This is a genomic window from Streptomyces sp. NPDC085931 (genome assembly GCF_044540565.1).
Taxonomy (GTDB): Bacteria; Actinomycetota; Actinomycetes; order Streptomycetales; family Streptomycetaceae; genus Streptomyces.
On the sequence record NZ_JBITSK010000008.1, the window covers coordinates 209,660 to 232,258 of the forward strand.

The window sequence follows — 22,599 nt, forward strand, 5'->3', positions numbered from 1 at the left end:
GCACCACCAGGGAGTGCGTCTCTATGGCGACATAAGCTGGCTTTATGAGCAACACGGAGGAGCAGGCCGGCCCGTCGGCCGCCGGGTCCCTGGCGCACCGGGTGCCGGACCTCGGCGCCCTGGAGCTGCTGCTGGCGGTGGCACGGGTCGGCAGTCTCGGCGGGGCGGCGCGGGAGATCGGCATCACCCAGCCCGCGGCCAGCAGCCGGATCCGGTCGATGGAGCGGCAGCTGGGCGTGGCGCTGGTCGACCGCTCGCCCCGCGGGTCCCGGCTCACGGACGCCGGCGCGCTGGTCACGGACTGGGCGCGGCGGATCGTGGAGGCGGCGGAGGCGTTCGACGCGGGGGCGCAGGCGCTGCGCGACCGCCGTGACTCGCGGCTGCGGGTGGCGGCGAGCATGACGATCGCGGAGTACCTGCTGCCGGGGTGGCTGCTCGCGCTGCGGGCCCAGCGGCCGGACACGGCGGTGTCCCTGCACGCGGGCAACTCCACGGTGGTCGCGGAGCGACTGCTGTCGGACGAGGCGGACCTGGGGTTCGTGGAGGGGCTGACGGTGCCGACCGGGCTGGACTCGGTCGTCATCGCCCATGACCGGCTCATCGTGGTCACGGCGCCCGGGCATCCCTGGGGCCGTCGCGGGCGGCCGGTGGCGGCCGGGGAACTGGCCTCGACGCCGCTGATCCTGCGGGAGAAGGGCTCCGGGACCCGCCAGGTGCTGGACGCCGCGCTGGGCGGACTGGCCCGGCCGCTCATCGAGCTGTCCTCGACGACCGCGGTGAAGGCCGCGGCGGTCAGCGGGGCCGGACCGGCCGTGCTGAGCGAGCTGGCGGTGGGGGAGGAGCTGGCGATGCGGCGGCTGGTGCGGGTGCCGGTGGCCGGGGTCGCCCTGGCGCGTGACCTGCGCGCGGTGTGGCCGACGGGCCACCGCCCGACCGGCCCGGCCCGCGACCTGCTGTCCCTGACCCGGGACTAGGAAGTCCCGCGGGGGGCGCCCGTCCACCGGCCCCGGCTCACCTCGACGCCGCCGCCTCCACCAGGGCCCGCATCACCCGAACGTCGTCCCCCATCTCCGGGTGCCACTGCACTCCGAGGACCCAGTGGGGGGCGGGGAGTTCCACCGCCTCCACCGTGCCGTCCGCCGCGTACGCCGACGGCACCAGGCCCGCGCCGAGCCGGTCCACGGCCTGGTGGTGGTAGGTCGGCACCGACGTCTCCTCCGGCACGATCCCGCCGTACAGCGTGCCCGGCACCGGCTTGACGGGGTGCCCGCCGAACACGCCGACGACCTCCGCGTGCCCGTCGAGGTGCTGCACGAGCGAGCCGCCCAGGGCGACGTTCAGCAGCTGCATGCCCCGGCAGATCCCCAGCAGCGGCACACCCCCCGCCAGGGCCGCGTCGATCAGGGCCAGTTCCCACGCGTCCCGCTCCGGCGCCGGCGGCCCCGTCCGCGGGTCGCGCTCGGCGCCGTAGCGCACCGGCTCCACATCGGGACCGCCCGCGATGACCAGCCCGTCCAGCCGGGCCACGGTCTCCGCGGCCCGCGCCGGGTCGTCCGGCGGCAGCATCGCGGCCAGGCCCCCGGCCCGCTGCACCAGCCGGGGGTAGCCGACCGGCAGCAACGCCGCCTCCAGCTCCCACACCCCCCAGCGCGCGGCGGACTCCAGATAGGTGCTGACCCCGATCAACGGCCTGGCCACAGCGACTCCTCCCGTCCGACGCCTCAGTCCCGTGCCAACTCTGCCTCGGCCGCGGCCAGCGCCGCGAACTCCTCCTCCGGCGCCTTCGCCACCAGCCGCTTACGGCTGTACAGGCCGAAGTACGCCACGGCCACGGCGTACACCACGAGCGCGATGAACGCGGCCGTCACATCCACCAGGAACGTCGCCACCAGCGCCGCGCAGGCCAGCACCAGCGCGACCGAGGAGGTCAGCACACCGCCCGGCGTGCGGTACGGCCGGGGCAGCTCCGGCTCACGGCGGCGCAGCACGATGTGCGACAGGGACATCAGCGCGTAGGAGATGGTCGCGCCGAAGACGGCGATGTTCAGCATGCGGGCGCCGTTGCCGGACACCGCGGCCAGCAGGAAGCCGATCGTGCCGGGCACCAGCAGGCCCAGGTAGGGCGCCTTGCGGCGGCTGGTCAGGGACAGGAAGCGGGGCAGGTAGCCCGCGCGGGAGAGGGCGAACAGCTGGCGCGAGCCCGCGTAGATCAGCGAGAAGAACGACGCCACCAGGCCCGCCAGGCCCGCGTAGTTGACGATCCGGCTCAGGGTCGTCGCCTCGCCGTCCGGCTGGAGCGCCTCGACCAGCGGGTTCCCCGCCTCCTGGACGGCCGCCGACCCGCGTGCCCCGGCCGCCGCGACGAACGTGACCACCGCGAGCACCACCAGGATGCCCATCGACCAGCGGATCGCCTTCGGCAGCGTACGGGCGGGGTCCCGGGTCTCCTCGGCCGCCAGCGGCACACCCTCCACGCCCAGGAAGAACCACATGCCGAACGGGAACGCCGCCCAGATGCCGAGCAGCCCGAACGGCAGCCAGGAGTTCGACCCGGCGGCCGAGGCGTCGACCGGGATGTCGTCCAGCGCCGAGAAGGAGAAGTCCGGCAGCGCGGCCAGCGCGAACACGACCAGGGCGGCCACCGCGATGCCGGTGACGACGAAACTGAACCGCAGCGCCTCGCCCACGCCCCACAGATGGATGCCGAGGAAGATCGCGAAGCAGACCAGGTACAGCGGCCAGCCCGACTCCAGGCCGAACAGGCCCAGCGACTCGACGTAGTCGCCGATGAAGATGACGATCGCGGCCGGTGCGAGGACGTACTCGATGAGGATCGCCGTGCCGGTCAGGAAGCCGCCCCAGGGGCCCAGCGCGCGGCGGGCGAAGCCGTAGCCGCCGCCCGCCGTGGGCAGGATCGAGGACAGCTCGGCGAGGGCGAAGACCATGCAGGCGTACATGGCGCCCATCAGCACCATGGCGATGGCCAGGCCCCCGAAGCCGCCCTCGGCCAGGCCGAAGTTCCAGCCCGAGTAGTCGCCGGAGACGACGTAGGCGACGCCGAGGCCGGTCAGCAGCACCCAGCCGGCGCTGCCGCGGCGGAGCGCTCTGCGCTCCAGGTAGTCGTCGCCCTCCGGGGCGACGGGTGGGGTGGTGGGTTCCTCGGACATGGGCAGACTCCCGACGGGGCGGCGATCACGGGGCCGAGCGCGCTACGACTCAATGGAATGAGGCCATACCTTTGCGGTGCCGACCGAGAGAAGGCAAGACCCGTGCGTTAATCGCCCGTAAATCCTCACCGCGCCCCGGCCGCCGCGCGGTTCAGCCGAGGAACCCGCGCAGGAGCGCCGCGGTTCCCCCGCAGTGCTCGCGCATGATCTCCCGCGCCTGGTCGGCGTCGCCCTCGATCACGGCCTCCACCAGGGCCGTGTGCTGCCGCTGGGAGTGCTCCAGGTTGCGCACCAGCAGCGGGATGCAGTCGAGCAGGTCGTTCACGCTCGCGCGCACCGCCGCGTACTGGGCGGTCAGCGTGGGGGAGCCGGACAGTTCGGCGAGCGTGAGGTGCAGCAGCGTGTCCCGGCGCCGGTAGTCGCTCAGCGGGGCGTCGTGCGTGCCCGCCAGCGCCGCGCGCAGCCGTGCCTCCTGCTCCCCGGTCAGCCCGTGCGCCGCGCACAGCCCGGCCGCGCCGACCTCCAGCACCTCCCGGAACCGCAGCACGTCCTCTATGTCGGTCTCGGCGATCCGGCGCCGCAGTTCGTCCTCGCCGCCCGCGTCGGAGCGCGGCAGCACGAACGTGCCCCCGTAGCGCCCGCGCCGCGACTCGACCAGACCCTGGTCCTGGAGCACCTTCAGCACCTCGCGCAGCGTCACCCGGCTGATCCCGAGCCGCTCCGCCAGCTCCCGCTCGGCGGGCAGCCGCTCGCCCCCCGCCACCAGGCCCAGCCGCACGACCTGGAGGATCTGCTCCAGCGCCTCCTCGAAACCGTTGCCAGCGCGTACCGGCCGCAGCACCGGCGCCAGCCGGTCCCGCACCCCGCCGACCGCTTCCTCCGGCATGTGGCCGTACCCCCTTCCCAAGCAATGGTCTCCCGCAATACCTTATGGCTCCCGGCTCGCCGAAAGAAGCCGAAGGAGGCTCTCCCGTGGCAGACCGCACACCCCCGCTGAGCGTCGAGGAGCTGCACGCCCTCGTCGCCGGCGGTGAGATCGACACTGTCGTCCTGGCCTTCCCCGACATGCAAGGGCGGCTCCAGGGCAAGCGGTTCGCCGCACGCTTCTTCCTCGACGAGGTCCTGGAGCACGGCACCGAGGGCTGCAACTACCTGCTCGCCGTCGACACCGAGATGAACACCGTCGACGGCTACGCGATGTCCTCCTGGGACCGCGGCTACGGCGACTTCGCCATGCACCCGGACCTGGCCACCCTGCGCCGGGTGCCCTGGAACGCGGGCACGGCGATGGTGCTGGCCGACCTCGCCTGGGAGGACGGCTCCCCGGTCGTCGCCGCCCCCCGCCAGATCCTGCGCCGCCAGCTGGAGCGCCTGGCCGAACTCGGCTACACCGCGCAGGTGGGCACCGAGCTGGAGTTCATCGTCTTCAAGGACACCTACGAACAGGCCTGGGACGCGGGCTACCGCGGCCTGACCCCGGCCAACCAGTACAACATCGACTACTCCGTCCTCGGCACCGGCCGCATCGAGCCCCTGCTGCGCCGCATCCGCAACGAGATGGCCGCCGCCGGGCTGACCGTCGAGTCCGCCAAGGGCGAGTGCAACCCCGGCCAGCACGAGATCGCCTTCCGCTACGACGAGGCCCTGGTCACCTGCGACCAGCACGCCGTGTACAAGACCGGCGCCAAGGAGATCGCCGCCCAGGACGGCATGTCGCTCACCTTCATGGCCAAGTACAACGAGCGCGAGGGCAACTCCTGCCACATCCACCTCTCGCTCGCCGACGCCGACGGCACCAACGCCATGGCCGGGGACGGCCCGGGCGGCATGTCCGACGTCATGCGGCACTTCCTCGCCGGCCAGCTCGCCGCCCTGCGCGAGTTCTCCCTGCTCTACGCCCCCAACATCAACTCCTACAAGCGGTTCCAGCCCGGCTCCTTCGCCCCGACCGCCGTCGCCTGGGGCCGCGACAACCGCACCTGCGCGCTGCGCGTGGTCGGCCACGGCCGCTCGATGCGCTTCGAGAACCGCCTGCCCGGCGGCGACGTCAATCCCTACCTCGCCGTCGCCGGACTGATCGCGGCCGGGCTGCACGGCATCGAGCAGAAACTGGACCTGCCCGAGCCGTGCGCCGGCAACGCCTACACCGCCGGCTTCGCCCACGTCCCCACCACCCTGCGCGAGGCCGCCGAGCTCTGGGAGCACAGCGCCATCGCCCGGGCGGCCTTCGGGGACGAGGTCGTCGCGCACTACCGCAACATGGCGCGCGTCGAACTGGACGCGTTCGACGCCGCGGTGACCGACTGGGAGCTGCGCCGCTCCTTCGAACGTCTGTGAGGCCCCGTTGTCTTCAGAGTCCGCAAAGTCCTCAGAGTCCTCGGTGGTGTCTTCCGAGCACCTGCTGGACGTGCTGAACCCCGCGACCGAGGAGGTCGTCGCCGTCGTCGCCGGGGCGAGCCCGGCCGACGTCGACACGGCCGTCGCCCGCGCCGCCCGGGCACAGCGCACCTGGGCCGCCCTCGCGCCCGGCGACCGCGCCCGGCTGCTGCGCCGCTTCGCCACCACCGTCGACGAGCACCTGGAGGAACTGGCCCGTCTGGAGGTCCGCGAGGCCGGCCACCTGATCGGCAACGCCCGCTGGGAGGCAGGCAACGTCCGCGACCTGCTGGACTACGCGGCCGGGGGAGTGGAGCGGCTCACCGGCCGGCAGATCCCGGTGCCCGGCGGCCTGGACGTCACGATCCTCGAACCGCTCGGTGTGGTCGGCGTGATCGCCCCCTGGAACTTCCCCATGCCGATCGCCGCCTGGGGCAGCGCCCCCGCCCTCGCGGCCGGCAACGCCGTCGTGCTCAAGCCCGCCGAGACCACCCCGCTCACCGCCCTGCGCCTGGCCGAACTCGCCCTGGAGGCCGGCCTGCCCGAGCACCTCTTCCAGGTCCTGCCCGGACGCGGCGCCATCACGGGCGACGCTCTCGTGCGCCACCCCGGCGTCGCCAAGATCGTCTTCACTGGCTCCACCCGCACCGGCACACGCGTCGCCGCCCTCGGCGCCGAGCAGGTCAAGCCGGTCACCCTCGAACTCGGCGGCAAGAGCCCCAACGTCGTCTTCGCCGACGCCGACCTGAAGACCGCCGTCGACCCCTTCTCCTTCCTCGACAACTCCGGCCAGGACTGCTGCGCCCGCACCCGCGTGCTGGTCCAGGAGTCCGTGTACGACGAGGTCCGCGACCTGCTCGCCGACGCCCTGTCCGCCGTGGTGGTGGGCGACCCGGCCGACGACAAGACGCAGATGGGCCCGCTCATCTCCCGGCAGCAGCTCGACCGCGTCCGCGGCTTCGTGCCCGACGACGCCCCGGCCCTGCGCGGCAGCGCCCCCGACGGACCCGGCTTCTGGTTCCCGCCGACCGTCCTCACCGGCGAGCGGCCCGACTCGCGCGCCGCCCGCGAGGAGATCTTCGGCCCCGTCGCCGTCCTGCTGCCCTTCACCGACGAGGAGGACGCGATCCGCCTCGCCAACGACACCCCCTACGGCCTCTCCGGCTCCATCTGGACCCGGGACATCGGCCGAGCCCTGCGCGTCTCCCGGGCCGTCCGCGCCGGCAACCTGTCCGTCAACTCCCACTCCAGCGTCCGCTACTGGACCCCGTTCGGCGGCTACAAGCAGTCCGGCGTCGGCCGCGAACTCGGCCCCGACGCCCTGGCCGCCTTCACCGAAACCAAGAACGTCTTCATCAGCACGGAGGGCCCCGCACAGTGACTGCCCAGGACATCATCTGCCGCCGCCTGGCCGGCCGTACCGCCGTCGTCACCGGAGCCGGCAGCGGCATCGGACTGGCCGCCGCCCGCCGTCTCGCCTCCGAGGGCGCGCACGTCGTCTGCGGCGACGTCGACGAGACCCGCGGCAAGGCCGCCGCCGAGGAGACCGGCGGCACCTTCGTCAAGGTCGACGTCACCGACCCCGAGGAGGTCGAGGCCCTGTTCAGGACCGCCTACGACACCTACGGCAGCGTCGACATCGCCTTCAACAACGCCGGCATCTCCCCGCCCGACGACGACTCCATCCTGGAGACCGGCCTGGAGGCCTGGAAGCGCGTCCAGGAGGTCAACCTCACCTCCGTCTACCTGTGCTGCAAGGCCGCCATCCCCTACATGCGGCGCCAGGGCAAGGGCTCCATCATCAACACGGCCTCCTTCGTGGCCAGGATGGGCGCGGCCACCTCCCAGATCTCCTACACCGCCTCCAAGGGCGGCGTCCTCGCCATGTCCCGGGAACTGGGCGTGCAGTTCGCCCGCGAGGGCATCCGGGTCAACGCCCTGTGCCCGGGGCCGGTCAACACCCCGCTGCTGCAGGAGCTGTTCGCCAAGGACCCGGAGCGGGCCGCCCGCCGCCTGGTCCACATCCCACTGGGCCGCTTCGCCGAAGCCGACGAGATCGCCGCCGCCGTGGCCTTCCTCGCCAGCGACGACTCCTCCTTCGTGAACGCCACCGACTTCCTCGTCGACGGCGGCATCTCGGGGGCGTACGTCACACCCCTGTAGGTCGCGTCCGCGCGGCCCGGGGCGCGGCCTACAGTGCCGGGATGAGCATGACGCCCCCGCCCGGCTGGTATCCGGACCCGCACGCACCGCACCTGCAGCGCTGGTGGGACGGCACGGCCTGGACCGAGCACCGCCGCACCCCCGAGGCCCCCACCGTCCCGGTGCCCACGCCCACGGGCGGCGGCACCGGGCGGGGCAGGACCGTCGCCCTGGTCACGGCGGGGACCGTCCTGGTCGCGGCGATCGCCGTGGGGGCGGCGGTCCTCGGCAGCGGCGACGACGGCGGGGCGGAGACCAGGACGGCCCCGACGTCCACCACCTCCGTCGCGCCCGAGTCGCCGGAACCGACCCCCGAGGAGTCCGCCTCCGAGCCGTCCCCGGACGACCCCTCGGTCGTCGAGGACCAGCTCAACGGCGTCACCTTCCCGCTCCTCGACGGCTGGGTCCGCCCCCGGTACGTCGCCCAGGACGACGTCGTCATGACCACGGACGGCACGTACGACTGCCCCGGCGACGGCGCCGTCTGCCGCCACGGCCTGGTCATCTCGCGCACCGTGACCGCGAACGACGAGACCTCACCCGAGGCCCTCGCCAAGGCGGACATCTCCGACGCGGCCGAGGACGCCTTCGACCGCGACGCGATCGGCCGGAAGCCCTACGGGGGCATGACGTCCCACACGCCGGTCGAGTCCGGGCCGGTCGCGGTGGCGGGCCGCGCCGGGTACTTCGTGCGCTGGCGCGTGCACACCGCCGAGGGCCCGGGCGGCTACGTCCAGTCGCTGGTCTTCCCCTCCAGCGTCGGCACCGAGTCCCCGGTGCTGGTCCGGTTCGTCTTCGACGCGGGCGAGGACGGGCCGCCGCTCGCCGACATGGACCGCATCACCAAGGGCATCCGCCCGGTGGGCGACGCGGCCACCGGCGGCGGCGTGGGCAGCAGCATCGGCCCGACGGACTGACCGGATGGCCGGCTACAGGAACGTGTGGCCCTCGCCGCGGTAGGTCGGCACGGTCGCCGTCACCGCCTCGCCCTCGACCAGGTGCAGCGCCTCGAACCGCTCGCACAGCTCACCGGCCTTCGCGTGCCGGAACCACACCTTGTCGCCGATCAGCAGGTCGTCGGCGGGCGAGCCGAGCAGCGGTGTCTGCACCTCACCGGCGCCCTCCTGCGGGTCGTAGCGCAGTCCCTCGGGCAGGTACGGCACGGGCGACCGGTCCGGCCCGGCCGCACCGGAAGCCGGATAGCCGCCGCCGAGCACCGTCACGACCCCGACCCCCGGCCGCCGCACCACGGGCTGCGCGAACAGGGCGGCCGGCCTGCCGCGGAACGAGGTGTAGTTGTCGAACAGCCGCGGCACGTACAGCCCCGAACCGGCCGCGATCTCGGTGACCGCGTCCTCGGCCGCCGTGTGCTGCACCGAGCCGGTGCCCCCGCCGTTGACGAACTCCAGCCCCGGCACCACGGCCCGCACCGCGCGCACCACCTCCGCGCGGCGCTCGGCCAGTTCGCGCCGGGCGGCGGCCTGCATCAGCCGGACGGCACGCGAGCGCAGCGGCCGCCCCGCCACGGCGTCCCCGACCCCGGCGACATGACCCTCGTACGCCATGATGCCCACGACCTCGAAGCCGGGCCGCCGGGTCACCGCGCGGGCCATCTCGGCGACCTCGGCGGGGGAGTGCAGCGGCGAGCGCCGGGCGCCGATCCGCACCCGCCCGCCCAGCAGCCTCAGGGACGTGTCCAACTCCAGGCACACCCGCACGACTTCGCGTCCGCCGCCCCGGGCGGCGTCGATCAGGTCCAGTTGCGCCACGTCGTCGACCATGACGGTCACGGCGGCGGCGAGCTTGGGATCACCGGCCAGCTCGGCGTACGCGGCGCGATCGGCGGACGGGTAGGCGAGCAGCACGTCCTCGAACCCCGACCGGGCCAGCCACAGGGACTCGGCGAGCGTGAACGACATGATCCCCGCGAAGCCGTCCCGGGCCAGGACGCGTTCGAGCAGCGCCCGGCACCGCACGGACTTGCTGGCGACCCGGATCGGCTTGCCCCCGGCCCGGCGGACCAGGTCGTCGGCGTTGGCGTCGAAGGCGTCCAGGTCCACGATCGCGAGAGGGGCGTCGAGATGGGCGGTGGCCCGGTCGTAACGGGCCCGGTCGGCGGCGCGCGCAGTCATGGACGCAGCCTGCCAGACCCGATTACCGCAGGGTAGGGGGACGTTCCGGGCAGATGCCCCGGGCTCGCGGACTGGTTCCCGCTCGCCCCGGGACACGCCGTAGAGTGACGCGCACGTACGGCGGACGCCGCCGGCCGCGCAGCCGTGCCGGGATGACGCTCCGTCCGTACGGGTATGTGTGCCCGGACGAGTCGGTGCCGGGCCCCGGGCGGAACGACACCGGCCGGCGCGCGAAGCGGCCCGGGCCGAGGAAACGGGGGGTGCATGAGCACGGAAGCGCCACGCGCCTCCTTCCCCCCACGCCCCGCGCATCCACCGGCCCCCACCCAGCCCCCGGCCACCGCGCCCGGCCCCCGGGACCCCGGCTCCCGCACCCCCGGCGACACCCCGCCCCCGGACGACACCGGCCCCGCAGCCGCCGACACCTCGGCCGACCGCCGCCGCACGGGTTCGGTGGGCACGACGGGCCCGGCCGCCGCGGGCACCGCGAACGACCACCGTCGCACCGCTCCCGCCCCGGCGAGCCCGACCGCCGGCGGCACTGCTCCCGCCCCGGCGAGCCCGACGGCTGCCGGCACCGGTTCGGCCCGGGTCGGCCCGGCGGGCCAGGCCGCGGCGGGCACCGCGAACGACCACCGTCGCACCGCTTCCACCCCGGCGGGCCCGACCGCCGGCGGCACTGCTTCCGCCCCGGCGAGCCCGACGGCTGCCGGCACCGGTTCGGCCCGGGTCGGCCCGGCGGGCCAGGCCGCGGCCGGCACCGCGAACGACCACCGTCGCACCGCTCCTGCCCCGGCGAGCCCGACCGCTGCGGGCGGGTCGGACGACCGCCGCCGCACGGGTTCGGTGGGCACGACGGCCCCGGCCGCAGCCGACACCGCGAACGACCACCGTCGCACCGCTTCCACCCCGGCGGGCCCGACCGCCGGCGGCACCGCTTCCGCCCCGGCGAGCCCGACGGCTGCCGGCACCGGTTCTGCCCCGGTCGGCCCGGCGGGCCCGGCCGCTGCCCGCACCCCGGACGACCGTCGCCCCCACAACCCCCGCTTCCCGAGCTTCGGCGCGGCGGCGGCGCGGCGTGACGAACCGGCTTCTCCTCCGCCGCCCGACCCGTCGTCCCACTTCCCGGACCCGCCGCCCGACCCGTCGTCCCGCCTCCCGGACGCGCCGCCCGACCCGTCGTCCCGCTTCCCGGACGCGCCGCCCCACCCCTCGTCCCGCCTCCCGGACGCGCCGCCCCGCGCGTCGTCGCGCCTGACGGACACGGCGCCCCGCCCGGAGGGCGACCGCGAAGTCGCGCCCCAGGCACCCACCCGCCCCTTTCGCCTGACCCCGCGGGGCGGCACGCGACCGCACGGAACCGGCAGCGCGCAGCGCCCGGCCGGGGGCGGCGGTACGAGGGCGACCGGGGAGTCGCAGCGGCCGGTCCCGCCCCTCCCCGCCGAGCCGCCGCGCGGCGCCGTGCCCCCTCAGCGGTCGCTCCAGCGGCCCGTTCCGCCCGTTCCGGCCCACCGTCCCGGTCCCGACGCCCGGCCGGGCACGGACACCGCCCCCGTCTCACCCGACCCCGCGCTCTCCTGGAGCGCACCGCTCAGCCCCGGCGGCGCTCCGGGCGCCACGCGCCCCCACGTGTCGTTCGGGGAGCCCGAGGGATACGACGGCGACGCCCGGCCCCGGCCGCTCGGGCGGCGCGGGGCGTCGCAGGCCGCCGCAGCCGCCGTCTGCCTGGTGCTCGGGCTCGGGCTGATGTCGGGCGCGGTCACCGGCGGCTGGCTCGTCGGCGACCCCGGCGAGAAGGGCGCGCGCAGCGCGTTCAGCGCCGCCGGCAGCCTCTGGCACAGCGTCCCGGTCGACCAGTTGTTCCCCCGCACCGTCCAGGGCCGCGGTGCCGGCCCCGGCGGCGCCGACCGCACCTGGACCCGCATAGCCGTCGCCCCGGACAGCGGCTGCAAGGACGCCTTCGACCCCTTGCTCCGCAAGGCCCTCGCCCCGGTCGGCTGCGCACGCCTCCTGCGCGCCACCTACACCGACGCCACCGAGAGCCATGTCACCACCGTGGGCCTGCTGTTCACCAAGGCCGACGCCCCGGCCATGACCTCCCTCGCCGACCGCTTCCGCACGGAACGCCTGGACCGCCGCAGCGACCTGATGCCCCTGCCGTACGCCGCGAAGGACACCCCCGCCGCGGACTTCGGGGCGAGGCAGCGCGCCTCCTGGACCGTCTCCGTGCTCACCGAGGCCCCGGTCGTCGTCTACGCCGTCTCCGGCTGGGCCGACGGCCGCACGGTCGACGACCCCCAGCCCGCCGGGGACGCCATGGAATCGGGCGCCACCACCGCCCCCGCCCAGGCCGGCCTCGGCCACGAGGCCCAGGGCCTCGCCGACCGCGTCGAACGCGACCTCCGCAAGAACGTCCGCTCGGCCACGGAGCAGCCGTCGTGAAAACGGAGCAGCCGTCGTGAAAGCCCTCACCTCCCGCGCGGGCGGGCTCCTGAGCGTCCTCCTCGCCGCGGGCCTCGCCCTGGTCCCGGCCGCCACCGCCCAGGCCGACGGCATCCGCGCCCAGCAGTGGGCCCTGGAGGCCATGCACACCGCCGAGGCCTGGCAGACCACGAAGGGCACCGGCGTCACCGTCGCCGTCCTGGACACCGGTGTCGAGGCCGACCACCCCGACCTGGCCGGCAACGTCCTGCCCGGCAAGGACCTGGTCGGCTTCGGAGCCGAGCCCGGCGACCGCGCCTGGGCCCGCCACGGCACCGCCATGGCCGGCATCATCGCCGGGCACGGACACGGCCCGGGCAACGCCGACGGCGTCCTCGGCATCGCCCCCGAGGCGAAGATCCTCCCCGTGCGCGTGATCCTGGAGGACGGCGATCCCTCCCGCGCCAAGGCCCGCAGCACCCGGGGCAACGCCCTCGCCGAGGGCATCCGCTGGGCCGCCGACCACGGCGCCGACGTCATCAACCTCTCCCTCGGCGACGACTCCGCCTCCGCCCACCCGGAACCCACCGAGGACCAGGCGATCCAGTACGCCCTGAAGAAGGGCGTGGTCGTCGTCGCCTCCGCCGGGAACGGCGGCGAGAAGGGCGACCGCATCTCCTACCCGGCGGCCTACCCGGGCGTCATCGCCGCCACCGCCGTCGACCGCGCGGGCACCCGCGCCTCCTTCTCCACCCGCCGCTGGTACGCCACCGTCAGCGCGCCCGGCGTCGACGTCGTCATCGCCGACCCGGACCACAAGTACTACGAGGGCTGGGGCACCAGCGCCGCCGCCGCCTTCGTCTCCGGCGCCGCCGCCCTGGTCAAGGCCGCCCACCCGGGCCTGACCCCGGCCCAGATCAAGACGCTCCTGGAGGACACCGCCCGCAACGCCCCCGTCGGCGGCCGCGACGACTCGCGCGGCTTCGGCTTCGTCGACCCGGCCGCCGCCATCAGGGCCGCGGCCCGGCTGAAGCCCCAGGACCTGCAGTCGGCGTCCTACGGTGAGCGGTACTTCGGCAGCGGCCCGGACGCCGCCACCTCCGGCGACGGCACCGCCGGCTGGGCCGCCCCCCTCGCGGGCGGCGCCGGCGGTGTGCTGCTGGTCGCGGCGGTGGTCCTGTGGCGCGGCCGGCGCACGGGCCACCAGGACCACTGAGCCGCCGCCGGGCCGGCGCCGCCCGGCCGATAGGGTCGACGACCGTGGCGAACAAGAACATCCCCGACCCCGGCTTCTCCGACGACGACGGCTCCGCCGACCCCCGGCTGAGCGCGGCCCTCGCCGCCTGGTCCGCGGACCGCACCGCCGTCGGTCCCGTGCTGGAGGCGCTCAGGGGCGCCCGGCTGCTGGTGCCCGTCGTGGCCGTGCTCGGCGAGGTCGAGGAGGACGAGCGGGGACTGCGCCGCGAGAAGACCAGCGACATGGCCGTACCGACCCTCAAGGCCGGGAACCGCACCGCCCTGCCGGCCTTCACCTCCACCGACTCCCTCGCGCGCTGGGATCCCGGGGCCCGCCCCGTCGCCGTACCGCTGCACCAGGCGCTGCAGGCCGCAGCGCACGAGAAGGCCGACACGATCGTGCTGGACCTGGCCGGACCCGTGCCGTTCGAACTCACCGGCCCCGCCCTGCTCGCCCTGGCGGAGGGCCGCGCCAGCACCGACCCGCTGGCCGACCCGGCCGTCGTCGCAGCCGTACGCGAGGCCGTGGCCGCCGAGCCCGCCGTGCTGCGCGCCCACCTCGGCCCCGGGCAGGCCGACGGCACCCTGGCCCTGGTCCTGGATCCGTCCGCGGCCCCGGCCGAGGCCGCGCGGGCCGTCGCCGAGCGTCTGGCCGCCGACGAAACACTGCGGGCCCGCCTGGTGCGCGGCCTCGACCTGGCACTGCTGCCGGCCGAGGCCACACCCCCGGGCGAGCCCCTCTTCGTACGCTGAACGAGCTGCGCTGGACGACCTGCGCTGGACGACCTGCGCAGAACGCCGGCGCGGTACTGCAGCGCGCCGCGCGACCCGCTAGCCGTAGACCGGGCCCGTGTACTTCTCGCCCGGGCCCTGGCCGGGCTCGTCCGGGACGAGCGAGGCCTCGCGGAAGGCCAGCTGCAGCGACTTCAGGCCGTCGCGCAGGGGGGCCGCGTGGAACGAGCTGATCTCGGTCGTGGACGCGTCCAGCAGACCGGCCAGCGCGTGCACCAGCTTGCGGGCCTCGTCCAGGTCCTTGTGCTTGTCGCCCTCCTCGGTCAGACCGAGCTTCACGGCGGCCGCGCTCATCAGGTTGACGGCGACCGTCACGATCACCTCGACCGCCGGGACCTCGGCGATGTCGCGGGCCATGGCGTCGAAGTCGGGGGACTCAGGAGGGGTCTCACTCATGCCCCACACGATAGGCGCAGGACGCGGCGGCGCCGCACCAGGCCCCGACGCGCCCGGTTAGCCCTTCCTGGCCATTGCTGGTAACCTCGTGTAACGACCGGTCGGACACGTATGCCTCACGGCCCGCGAGCCCGACCCACAAGTGGAGGCTTTCGAACTCCCACCTGACCGCCCTCAGGGCGTCGGGTCACCGGTCAGACGGTCCCGTCCCAGCGGCGGCGATCCGTCCGAAAGCGCGCCCCGCGGTTCCCCCGCGACGGTGCTCCGGTAGTTCGAGGAGCCCCGCCTGGGAATCGTCCGGGGCATTTTTCTTGCTTCGGCGCGGTTAGGTCTGTCGAAAAGAGACGTTACGCGGCCGTCCGCCAGACCGTCGCGTGGTGCTACCGAGGAGGATCCATCAGCGCCGAGCCCCGCATCAACGACCGGATTCGCGTTCCCGAGGTGCGACTTGTCGGTCCCAGTGGTGAGCAGGTGGGCATCGTCCCCCTGGCCAAGGCACTGGAGCTTGCGCAGGAGTACGACCTGGACCTGGTCGAGGTCGCGGCGAACGCCCGTCCGCCCGTGTGCAAGCTCATGGACTACGGGAAGTTCAAGTACGAGTCGGCCATGAAGGCCCGTGAGGCGCGCAAGAACCAGGCGCACACGGTCATCAAGGAGATGAAGCTCCGGCCGAAGATCGACCCGCACGACTATGACACCAAGAAGGGTCACGTCGTTCGGTTCCTCAAGCAGGGCGACAAGGTCAAGATCACGATCATGTTCCGTGGTCGCGAGCAGTCCCGGCCCGAGCTGGGCTACCGGCTGCTGCAGCGTCTCGCGGAGGACGTGGCCGACCTCGGGTTCGTGGAGTCGAACCCGAAGCAGGACGGCCGCAACATGATCATGGTCCTCGGTCCGCACAAGAAGAAGACCGAGGCGATGGCCGAGGCTCGCCAGGCGCAGGAAGCCCGCAAGGCGGACGCGAAGGCCAACCCCGGCAAGTCGCAGAACGCCGCGGAGACCGAGGCGCCGGTTGAGGAGCCCGCCGAGGCGTGACTCCCCGGGACGCCAGTCCCAGGAAGCAACCGAAACAAGACGACGCTCCACCGTGCCCGGTTTCACGACCGGGCACCGGAGCGCCACCGACGAGGAGAGAACGGCGCTATGCCGAAGAACAAGTCGCACAGCGGTGCCAGCAAGCGCTTCAAGATCACCGGCTCCGGCAAGGTGCTCCGCGAGCGCGCCGGCAAGCGCCACCTGCTCGAGCACAAGTCGTCCCGTGTGACGCGTCGCCTCACCGGCAACGCCGAGATGGCCCCGGGCGACGCCGCGAAGATCAAGAAGCTTCTCGGCAAGTGACGCCCGGCGCGTGAGCGCCGCACGTCAGGACCGGGACCCAATCGAATTCGGGCCGTGTGAGGATCACCGCGGCCCCGCTACAAGGAGTTAAGAAGTGGCACGCGTCAAGCGGGCAGTCAACGCCCACAAGAAGCGCCGGGCGATCCTCGAGCAGGCCTCCGGCTACCGCGGTCAGCGTTCGCGCCTGTACCGCAAGGCCAAGGAGCAGGTCACCCACTCGCTGGTCTACAACTACAACGACCGCAAGAAGCGCAAGGGTGACTTCCGCCAGCTGTGGATCCAGCGCATCAACGCCGCTGCCCGCGCCAACGGCATGACCTACAACCGCTTCATCCAGGGTCTGAAGGCGGCCAACGTCGAGGTCGACCGCAAGATCCTGGCCGAGCTGGCCGTCAACGACGCCGGTGCGTTCGCCGCGCTCGTCGAGGTCGCCCAGAAGGCGCTGCCGAGCGACGTCAACGCCCCCAAGGCGGCCTGACGCCGGCTTCTGGCCGATGTGACTGACAGGACCCGCAGGCCGGACGGCCTGCGGGTCCTGCTGTGCAGCTACGAGAAAGCGAACAGGATGTCCCCTGCCACCCCCGAGCTCATCTCCCCCCGCTCCGCCCGCGTCCTGGCGGCACGCCGGCTGGCCAAGCGGAACTTCCGGGGGAAGGAGCGGCTGTTCCTCGCGGAGGGACCGCAGGCCGTGCGCGAGGCGGCCGGGCACCGGGCCGGGGGCGAGGCCACGCTCGTGGAGCTGTTCGCGACGCCGGAGACCGCCGACCGGCACGCCGACATCGTCGGGGCCGCCCGGGACGCCGGAGCGCGGGTGCACCTGGCCGCCGAGCAGGTCATCGCCGACATCTCCACCACCGTCACCCCCCAGGGCCTCGTCGGGATCTGCCGGTTCCTCGACACGCCCTTCGAGGAGGTCCTCGCGGCCCGCCCGCGGCTCGTCGCCCTCCTCGCCAACGTCCGCGACCCCGGCAACGCGGGCACCGTGCTGCGCTGCGCCGACGCCGCCGGCGCCGAGGCGGTCGTACTGACCGACGCCTCCGTCGACGTCTACAACCCCAAGGCCGTCCGCGCCTCCGTCGGCTCGCTGTTCCACCTGCCCGTCGCCGTCGGCGTCCCCGTGGAGCGGGCCGTCGAGGCGCTGCGCGCCGCCGGTGTCCGCGTCCTCGCCGCCGACGGGGCGGGCGACCGCGACCTCGACGACGAACTCGACAAGGGCACCATGGGCGGGCCCACCGCCTGGGTCTTCGGCAACGAGGCCTGGGGTCTGCCGGAGGAGACCCGCGCCCTCACCGACGCCGTCGTACGCGTCCCGATCCACGGGAAGGCCGAGAGCCTGAACCTCGCCACCGCCGCCGCCGTATGTCTCTATGCGTCGGCGCGTGCACAGCGCGCCCCCGGAGGGTGCCGCTCCGTCACCGGGAACTAGTAGGGTGACCAGCTCAGGGACCCTCCGCGGAGCCTGAGAGGTGGGGTACGGGGATGAGCGTCGGCACGAGCAGCGCACCGGGGGCCCGGGACGCCGGGAGCCCGACCGCCGCGTCCCGGCCGTCCGGTGATCTCGCCGGGCTCGGCATCGACCCCGACCACCTGCCCGACGGGCTCGTCGTCGCCGACGAGCAGGGCCGCGTCCTCTGCTTCAACGCCGCCGCCGAGCGCATCACCGCCGTCCGCGCCCGCGACGCCCTCGGGCAGAGCCTGGAGAAGGCCCTGCCGTTAGAGGACCTCGAAGGGCGCCGCTGGTGGCAGCTGACCGACCCCTACGGCGGCCTCGCCATCCGGGTCGGACAGCCCGAGCGCAACCTCCTGCTGCCCGGCGGACGCGAGGTGCTGGTCTCCGCGCGCTACGTCCGCAGCCACCCCACCGGACCCGTGCGGCGCCTGATCGTCACCCTGCGCGACACCGAGGCACGCCGCCGCACCGAGCGCAGCCACGCCGAGCTGATCGCCACCGTCGCCCACGAGCTGCGCTCCCCGCTCACCTCCGTCAAGGGCTTCACCGCCACCCTGCTCGCCAAGTGGGAACGGTTCACCGACGACCAGAAGCGGCTGATGCTGGAGACCGTCGACGCCGACGCCGACCGCGTCACCCGGCTGATCGCCGAACTGCTCGACATCTCGCGCATCGACTCCGGCCGCCTGGAGGTGCGCCGCCAGCCCGTCGACATCGGCGCCGCCGTCGGACGCCACATCCAGGCCTACGTCGCCTCCGGGCAGCCCGCCGACCGCTTCCTGCTGCGCGTCCAGCAGCCGCTGCCCGACCTGTGGGCCGACCCCGACAAGATCGACCAGGTGCTCAGCAACCTGCTGGAAAATGCCGTGCGGCACGGCGAGGGAACTGTCACGATCGACATCACGGCCACGGCGTCCCCCCGGGAGGGTGAGGACACCGGCACGTCGGTCACGGTGAGCGACGAGGGGCCCGGCATCCCGGAGGAGTCCATGAACCGCGTCTTCACCCGCTTCTGGCGGGGCAGCAAGCGCGGCGGCACGGGCCTCGGGCTCTACATCGTCAAGGGCATCGTCGAGGCCCACGGCGGCACCATCACGGTCGGCCGCGCCCCCGGCGCCGGCGCCGAGTTCCGATTTACGTTGCCCGTGGCGGCCCCGGCGTATCTCGCCTGAGGACCACGGGCGCATTCGTATACCTCCACCCCGTTAGACTCGGCCATTGGCACCTTTGTGTCCCGTAGACGGCCGTCGGAGTCGGTGACGGGGACCTTCAGCCAGGGGGCACCTCCCAGCGGCAGCTGGGGGACAATCGGAAGCACGGGAAGAGATGTCGGCACCGAATAAGTCGTACGACCCGGTAGAGGTCGAGGCGTTGAAACCGGAAGAGATCGAGCGCATGCGGGACGAGGCGCTCGCCGCCTTCGCCGCCGCGGACTCCCTCGACGCGCTGCACGAGGCCAAGGTCGCCCACACCGGCCCCGCCTCGCCGCTGGCCCTCGCCAACCGCGAGATCGGCGCCCTGCCCCCGCACGCCAAGGCCGAGGCCGGCAAGCGCGTCGGCCAGGCCCGCGGCGCCGTCAACAAGGGCCTCGCCGCGCGCCAGACGGAGCTGGAGGCCGAGCGGGACGCCCGCGTGCTGGTCGAGGAGGCGGTGGACGTCACGCTGCCCTACGACCGCGTGCCGTCCGGCGCCCGCCACCCGCTCACCACCATGATGGAGCGGGTCGCCGACGTCTTCGTGGCCATGGGCTACGAGGTCGCCGAGGGGCCGGAGGCCGAGGCGGAGTGGTTCAACTTCGACGCGCTCAACTTCCTGCCCGACCACCCGGCCCGGCAGATGCAGGACACCTTCTTCGTGCAGGGCCCCAAGGGCACCGAGGAGTCCGGCTCCGGCGTCGTGCTGCGCACGCACACCTCCCCGGTGCAGGCGCGCGCCCTGCTCGACCGTGAGCTGCCGGTCTACATCGTCTGCCCCGGCCGGGTGTTCCGCACCGACGAGCTGGACGCGACGCACACGCCGGTCTTCCACCAGATCGAGCTGCTCGCGGTGGACGAGGGCCTGACGATGGCCGACCTCAAGGGCACCCTGGACCACATGGTCCGGTCCCTGTTCGGCGCGGACATGAAGACCCGGCTGCGGCCGAACTACTTCCCGTTCACCGAGCCCAGCGCCGAGATGGACATGCTCTGCTACGTCTGCAAGGGCGAGTCCGTCGGCAACCCCGACCGTGCCTGCCGCACCTGCTCCTCCGAGGGCTGGATCGAGCTCGGCGGCTGCGGCATGGTCAACCCCCGCGTGCTGCGGGCCTGCGGGGTCGACCCGGAGAAGTACAGCGGCTTCGCCTTCGGGTTCGGCATCGAGCGGATGCTGATGTTCCGCCACAACGTCGAGGACATGCGAGACATGGTCGAGGGTGACGTCCGGTTCACCCGGCCGTTCGGGATGGAGATCTGATGCGGGTCCCGCTTTCTTGGCTGCGGGAGTACGTCGACCTGCCGGCGACGGAGACCGGCCGGGACGTCCAGGCCAAGCTCATTTCGGCCGGTCTGGAGGTCGAGACCGTCGAGCGGCTCGGCGCCGACCTCAAGGGCCCGCTGGTCGTCGGCCAGGTGCTGACCATCGAGGAGCTGACGGAGTTCAAGAAGCCGATCCGCTTCTGCACCGTCGACGTCGGCCGGGCCAACGGCACCGGCGAGCCCCAGGAGATCGTCTGCGGCGCCCGCAACTTCGCCGTCGGCGACAAGGTTGTCGTGGCCCTGCCCGGCTCCGTCCTGCCCGGTGACTTCCAGATCGCCGAGCGCAAGACCTACGGCAGGATGTCGCGCGGCATGATCTGCTCCAGCGACGAGCTGAGCATGGGCGACGACGGCACCAAGGGCATCATCGTGCTGCCGCCGGAGACCGAGGTCGGCAAGGACGCCGTCGAGCTGCTGGAACTGGTCGACGAGGTCCTCGACATCGCCGTCACGCCCGACCGCGGCTACTGCCTGTCCATCCGCGGCGTCGCCCGCGAGACCGCCATCGCCTACGGCCTGCCGCTGCGCGACCCGGCCCTGATCGACGTGCCCGGCCCGAACGCGTACGGGTACCCGGTGCGGATCTCCGACCCGACCGGCTGCGACCGCTTCACGGCCCGCACGGTCACCGGCCTGAGCGCCGAGGCCCGCTCGCCGATCTGGCTCCAGCGCCGGCTGCAGAAGGTCGGCATGCGCCCGATCTCGCTCGCCGTCGACGTCACCAACTACGTGATGATGGAGCTGGGCCAGCCGCTGCACGCCTACGACCGGTCCCTGGTCCAGGGCACCATCGGTGTGCGCCGCGCGGAGCCGGGCGAGAAGCTCACCACCCTCGACGGCGTGGAGCGCACGCTGGACGCCGAGGACCTGGTGATCACCGACGACCGCGGCCCGATCGGTCTCGCCGGTGTCATGGGCGGCGCCAACACGGAGATCGCCGACCACGACGACACGGAGAACGCCACCGCGGACGTCGTCATCGAGGCCGCGCACTTCGACGCGGTGTCGATCGCGCGCACGGCCCGCCGGCACAAGCTGTCCTCCGAGGCGTCCCGGCGCTTCGAGCGCGGCGTCGACCCGCAGGCCGCCGCCGCTGCCGCGCAGCGCACGGTCGACCTGCTGGTCCTCCTCGCCGGCGGCACCGCCGAGGCCGGTGTCACCGAGGTCCTCGCGCCGAGCGCGCCGCGCACCATCACCATCCCGGCCGACCACCCGGACAAGGTCGCGGGCGTCGCCTACGGCCGCGAGACCGTCGTCCGGCGGCTGCAGGAGATCGGCTGCGACGTGTACGGGCAGGACGAGCTCCTGGTCACCGTGCCGTCCTGGCGGCCCGACCTGACCGACCCGAACGACCTGGCCGAAGAGGTCATCCGGCTGGAGGGCTACGAGAACCTGCCCTCCACGCTGCCCAAGCCGCCGGCCGGCCTCGGCCTGACGGACCGGCAGCGGCTGCACCGCCGCGTCGGCCGCGCCCTGGCCGGCGCCGGCTACGTCGAGGCGCTGAACTACCCCTTCATCGGCGAGCAGGTCTTCGACCAGCTCGGCCTGGACAAGGACGACCCGGCCCGCCGGGTCGTGAAGCTCAGCAACCCGCTGAGCGACGAGGAGCCCGCGCTGCGCACGACGCTGCTGCCGGGTCTGCTCGCCGCGCTCCGCCGCAACGACGGCCGGGGCTCGCACGACCTCGCGCTGTTCGAGTCGGGCCTGGTCTTCCGGCCGCGCGAGGAGCGGCGCGTCGCCGCCGTGCTGCCCGTCGACCGCCGTCCCACCGACGAGGAGCTCGCCGAGCTGAACGCGGCCCTGCCCGAGCAGCCGCGGCACGTCGCCGTCGTGCTCGCCGGTGCGCGCGAGCAGGCCGGCTGGTGGGGCAAGGGCCGTCCGGCGGACTGGGCCGACGCGGTCGAGGCGGCGCGGTCCGTCGCCCGTGAGGCCGGTGCCGACCTGATCGTGCGCAAGGGCCAGTACGGGCCGTGGCACCCGGGCCGGTGCGCGGAGCTGGCCGTGACCGTGGACGGTGCCGAGCGGGTCGTGGGCCACGCCGGTGAACTGCACCCGCGGGTCGTGAAGGCCCTGGGCCTGCCGGCGCGCACGTGTGCGATGGAGCTGGACCTGGACGCGGTGGAGTCGGCGGGCGACGCCACGGTGGGGGCCCCGCGGATCTCCACCTTCCCCGTCGCCACGCAGGACGTGGCCCTGGTCGTCGACGCCGTCGTGCCGGCCGCGGAGGTCGAGGAGGCCCTGCGCGACGGGGCCGGTGAGCTGCTGGAGTCGATCCGGCTGTTCGACGTGTACGAGAACGCCGAGCAGCTGGGCGACGGCCGCAAGTCGCTCGCCTACGCGCTGCGGTTCCGGGCGGCCGACCGGACCCTGACCGTGGACGAGGCGTCCGCCGCCCGGGACGCGGCCGTCGCCCTCGCCGGTGAGCGGGTGGGGGCCGAGCTGCGGAGCTAGGGTCACCTCACTCGTTCGAGTGGTAAAGGTGGGCGATCCCGCCTTTTCGGGTGGACTGTCCCACAGAATCGGACCGGCCTTCTCGGGCCGGTCCGATTCTGTGTGTCAGGGGCCTGATGGGG

20 protein-coding genes are annotated in these 22,599 nt (G+C 73.9%); 15 read left to right on the forward strand and 5 right to left on the reverse strand.

Annotated elements, in window-relative coordinates; genetic code table 11:
* Nucleotides 1-44: 44 nt before the first annotated feature.
* A complete protein-coding gene (locus ACIGAN_RS19040; protein WP_399858869.1) occupies nucleotides 45-974 on the forward strand; it encodes a LysR family transcriptional regulator in 930 nt (309 codons plus the stop codon).
* 37 nt (nucleotides 975-1,011) lie between these two features.
* On the opposite strand, the gene ACIGAN_RS19045 is transcribed toward ACIGAN_RS19040, so the two are convergent.
* The 3 genes from ACIGAN_RS19045 to ACIGAN_RS19055 all read right to left on the reverse strand — a co-directional run bounded on the left by ACIGAN_RS19045 (nucleotide 1,012) and on the right by ACIGAN_RS19055 (nucleotide 4,053).
* Nucleotides 1,012-1,686 carry a gamma-glutamyl-gamma-aminobutyrate hydrolase family protein gene (locus tag ACIGAN_RS19045; RefSeq protein ID WP_365090978.1) on the reverse strand — a complete coding sequence of 225 codons (675 nt, stop codon included), beginning with the start codon at nucleotides 1,684-1,686 and terminating at the stop codon, nucleotides 1,012-1,014.
* A gap of 35 nt (nucleotides 1,687-1,721) precedes the next feature.
* Nucleotides 1,722-3,167 carry an ethanolamine permease gene (gene eat / locus ACIGAN_RS19050; RefSeq protein WP_365090830.1) on the reverse strand — a complete coding sequence of 482 codons (1,446 nt, stop codon included), beginning with the start codon at nucleotides 3,165-3,167 and terminating at the stop codon, nucleotides 1,722-1,724.
* Between the two features lie 151 nt (nucleotides 3,168-3,318).
* Entirely contained in the window at nucleotides 3,319-4,053 is a 735-nt protein-coding gene (locus tag ACIGAN_RS19055; protein WP_365090832.1) for a FadR/GntR family transcriptional regulator, read from the reverse strand.
* 86 nt (nucleotides 4,054-4,139) lie between these two features.
* Between ACIGAN_RS19055 and ACIGAN_RS19060 the strand changes: the two genes are divergently transcribed.
* Genes ACIGAN_RS19060 through ACIGAN_RS19075 form a run of 4 tightly spaced genes read left to right on the forward strand, consistent with a single transcriptional unit; the run spans nucleotide 4,140 to nucleotide 8,662 of the window.
* Entirely contained in the window at nucleotides 4,140-5,504 is a 1,365-nt protein-coding gene (locus ACIGAN_RS19060) for a glutamine synthetase family protein (protein ID WP_365737018.1), read from the forward strand.
* Between the two features lie 46 nt (nucleotides 5,505-5,550).
* Nucleotides 5,551-6,924, forward strand: coding sequence for an aldehyde dehydrogenase family protein (locus tag ACIGAN_RS19065; RefSeq protein ID WP_399858873.1), 1,374 nt, complete (start codon nucleotides 5,551-5,553; stop codon nucleotides 6,922-6,924).
* The gene (locus ACIGAN_RS19070) at nucleotides 6,921-7,706 is read left to right on the forward strand and encodes a 3-oxoacyl-ACP reductase (RefSeq protein WP_365090840.1); all 786 of its coding nucleotides are present in this window, start codon (nucleotides 6,921-6,923) and stop codon (nucleotides 7,704-7,706) included. Before ACIGAN_RS19065 ends, ACIGAN_RS19070 begins: the two co-directional genes overlap by 4 nt.
* Before the next feature lie 47 nt (nucleotides 7,707-7,753).
* Nucleotides 7,754-8,662: a DUF2510 domain-containing protein gene (locus ACIGAN_RS19075; RefSeq protein ID WP_399859191.1), complete on the forward strand. Its 909-nt coding sequence runs from the start codon at nucleotides 7,754-7,756 to the stop codon at nucleotides 8,660-8,662.
* Between the two features lie 12 nt (nucleotides 8,663-8,674).
* On the opposite strand, the gene ACIGAN_RS19080 is transcribed toward ACIGAN_RS19075, so the two are convergent.
* On the reverse strand, nucleotides 8,675-9,877 hold the full coding sequence (locus tag ACIGAN_RS19080; RefSeq protein ID WP_399858877.1) for an amino acid deaminase/aldolase: 1,203 nt from the start codon (nucleotides 9,875-9,877) through the stop codon (nucleotides 8,675-8,677).
* 264 nt (nucleotides 9,878-10,141) lie between these two features.
* On the opposite strand from ACIGAN_RS19080, the gene ACIGAN_RS19085 reads away from it, so the two are divergent.
* Genes ACIGAN_RS19085 through ACIGAN_RS19095 form a run of 3 tightly spaced genes read left to right on the forward strand, consistent with a single transcriptional unit; the run spans nucleotide 10,142 to nucleotide 14,287 of the window.
* The gene (locus ACIGAN_RS19085) at nucleotides 10,142-12,319 is read left to right on the forward strand and encodes a hypothetical protein (RefSeq protein ID WP_399858880.1); all 2,178 of its coding nucleotides are present in this window, start codon (nucleotides 10,142-10,144) and stop codon (nucleotides 12,317-12,319) included.
* A 16-nt stretch (nucleotides 12,320-12,335) separates the two neighbouring features.
* Complete coding sequence (gene mycP / locus ACIGAN_RS19090) at nucleotides 12,336-13,514, forward strand: type VII secretion-associated serine protease mycosin (protein WP_399858882.1); 1,179 nt, start codon at nucleotides 12,336-12,338, stop codon at nucleotides 13,512-13,514.
* 44 nt (nucleotides 13,515-13,558) lie between these two features.
* Nucleotides 13,559-14,287 carry an SseB family protein gene (locus ACIGAN_RS19095; RefSeq protein WP_365090850.1) on the forward strand — a complete coding sequence of 243 codons (729 nt, stop codon included), beginning with the start codon at nucleotides 13,559-13,561 and terminating at the stop codon, nucleotides 14,285-14,287.
* Nucleotides 14,288-14,365: 78 nt separating this feature from the next.
* Here the strand turns inward: ACIGAN_RS19095 and ACIGAN_RS19100 are convergent, their stop codons facing one another.
* Nucleotides 14,366-14,722, reverse strand: coding sequence for a DUF1844 domain-containing protein (locus ACIGAN_RS19100; RefSeq protein ID WP_086605687.1), 357 nt, complete (start codon nucleotides 14,720-14,722; stop codon nucleotides 14,366-14,368).
* 396 nt (nucleotides 14,723-15,118) lie between these two features.
* Here ACIGAN_RS19100 and infC point away from each other — a divergent pair, with 396 nt between their 5' ends.
* From infC to pheT, 7 genes are all read left to right on the forward strand, one after another.
* Nucleotides 15,119-15,757 carry a translation initiation factor IF-3 gene (gene infC / locus ACIGAN_RS19105; protein ID WP_399859194.1) on the forward strand — a complete coding sequence of 213 codons (639 nt, stop codon included), beginning with the start codon at nucleotides 15,119-15,121 and terminating at the stop codon, nucleotides 15,755-15,757.
* 108 nt (nucleotides 15,758-15,865) lie between these two features.
* Entirely contained in the window at nucleotides 15,866-16,060 is a 195-nt protein-coding gene (rpmI, locus tag ACIGAN_RS19110; protein WP_003977225.1) for a 50S ribosomal protein L35, read from the forward strand.
* Between the two features lie 94 nt (nucleotides 16,061-16,154).
* Complete coding sequence (gene rplT, locus ACIGAN_RS19115; RefSeq protein ID WP_003989074.1) at nucleotides 16,155-16,538, forward strand: 50S ribosomal protein L20; 384 nt, start codon at nucleotides 16,155-16,157, stop codon at nucleotides 16,536-16,538.
* An 87-nt stretch (nucleotides 16,539-16,625) separates the two neighbouring features.
* The gene (locus ACIGAN_RS19120; protein WP_399858886.1) at nucleotides 16,626-17,486 is read left to right on the forward strand and encodes a TrmH family RNA methyltransferase; all 861 of its coding nucleotides are present in this window, start codon (nucleotides 16,626-16,628) and stop codon (nucleotides 17,484-17,486) included.
* A 53-nt stretch (nucleotides 17,487-17,539) separates the two neighbouring features.
* The gene (locus ACIGAN_RS19125; RefSeq protein WP_365090856.1) at nucleotides 17,540-18,682 is read left to right on the forward strand and encodes a sensor histidine kinase; all 1,143 of its coding nucleotides are present in this window, start codon (nucleotides 17,540-17,542) and stop codon (nucleotides 18,680-18,682) included.
* A 154-nt stretch (nucleotides 18,683-18,836) separates the two neighbouring features.
* On the forward strand, nucleotides 18,837-19,964 hold the full coding sequence (gene pheS / locus ACIGAN_RS19130; RefSeq protein WP_365090859.1) for a phenylalanine--tRNA ligase subunit alpha: 1,128 nt from the start codon (nucleotides 18,837-18,839) through the stop codon (nucleotides 19,962-19,964).
* Entirely contained in the window at nucleotides 19,964-22,477 is a 2,514-nt protein-coding gene (pheT, locus tag ACIGAN_RS19135) for a phenylalanine--tRNA ligase subunit beta (RefSeq protein ID WP_399858888.1), read from the forward strand. Before pheS ends, pheT begins: the two co-directional genes overlap by 1 nt.
* Nucleotides 22,478-22,599: the final 122 nt, after the last annotated feature.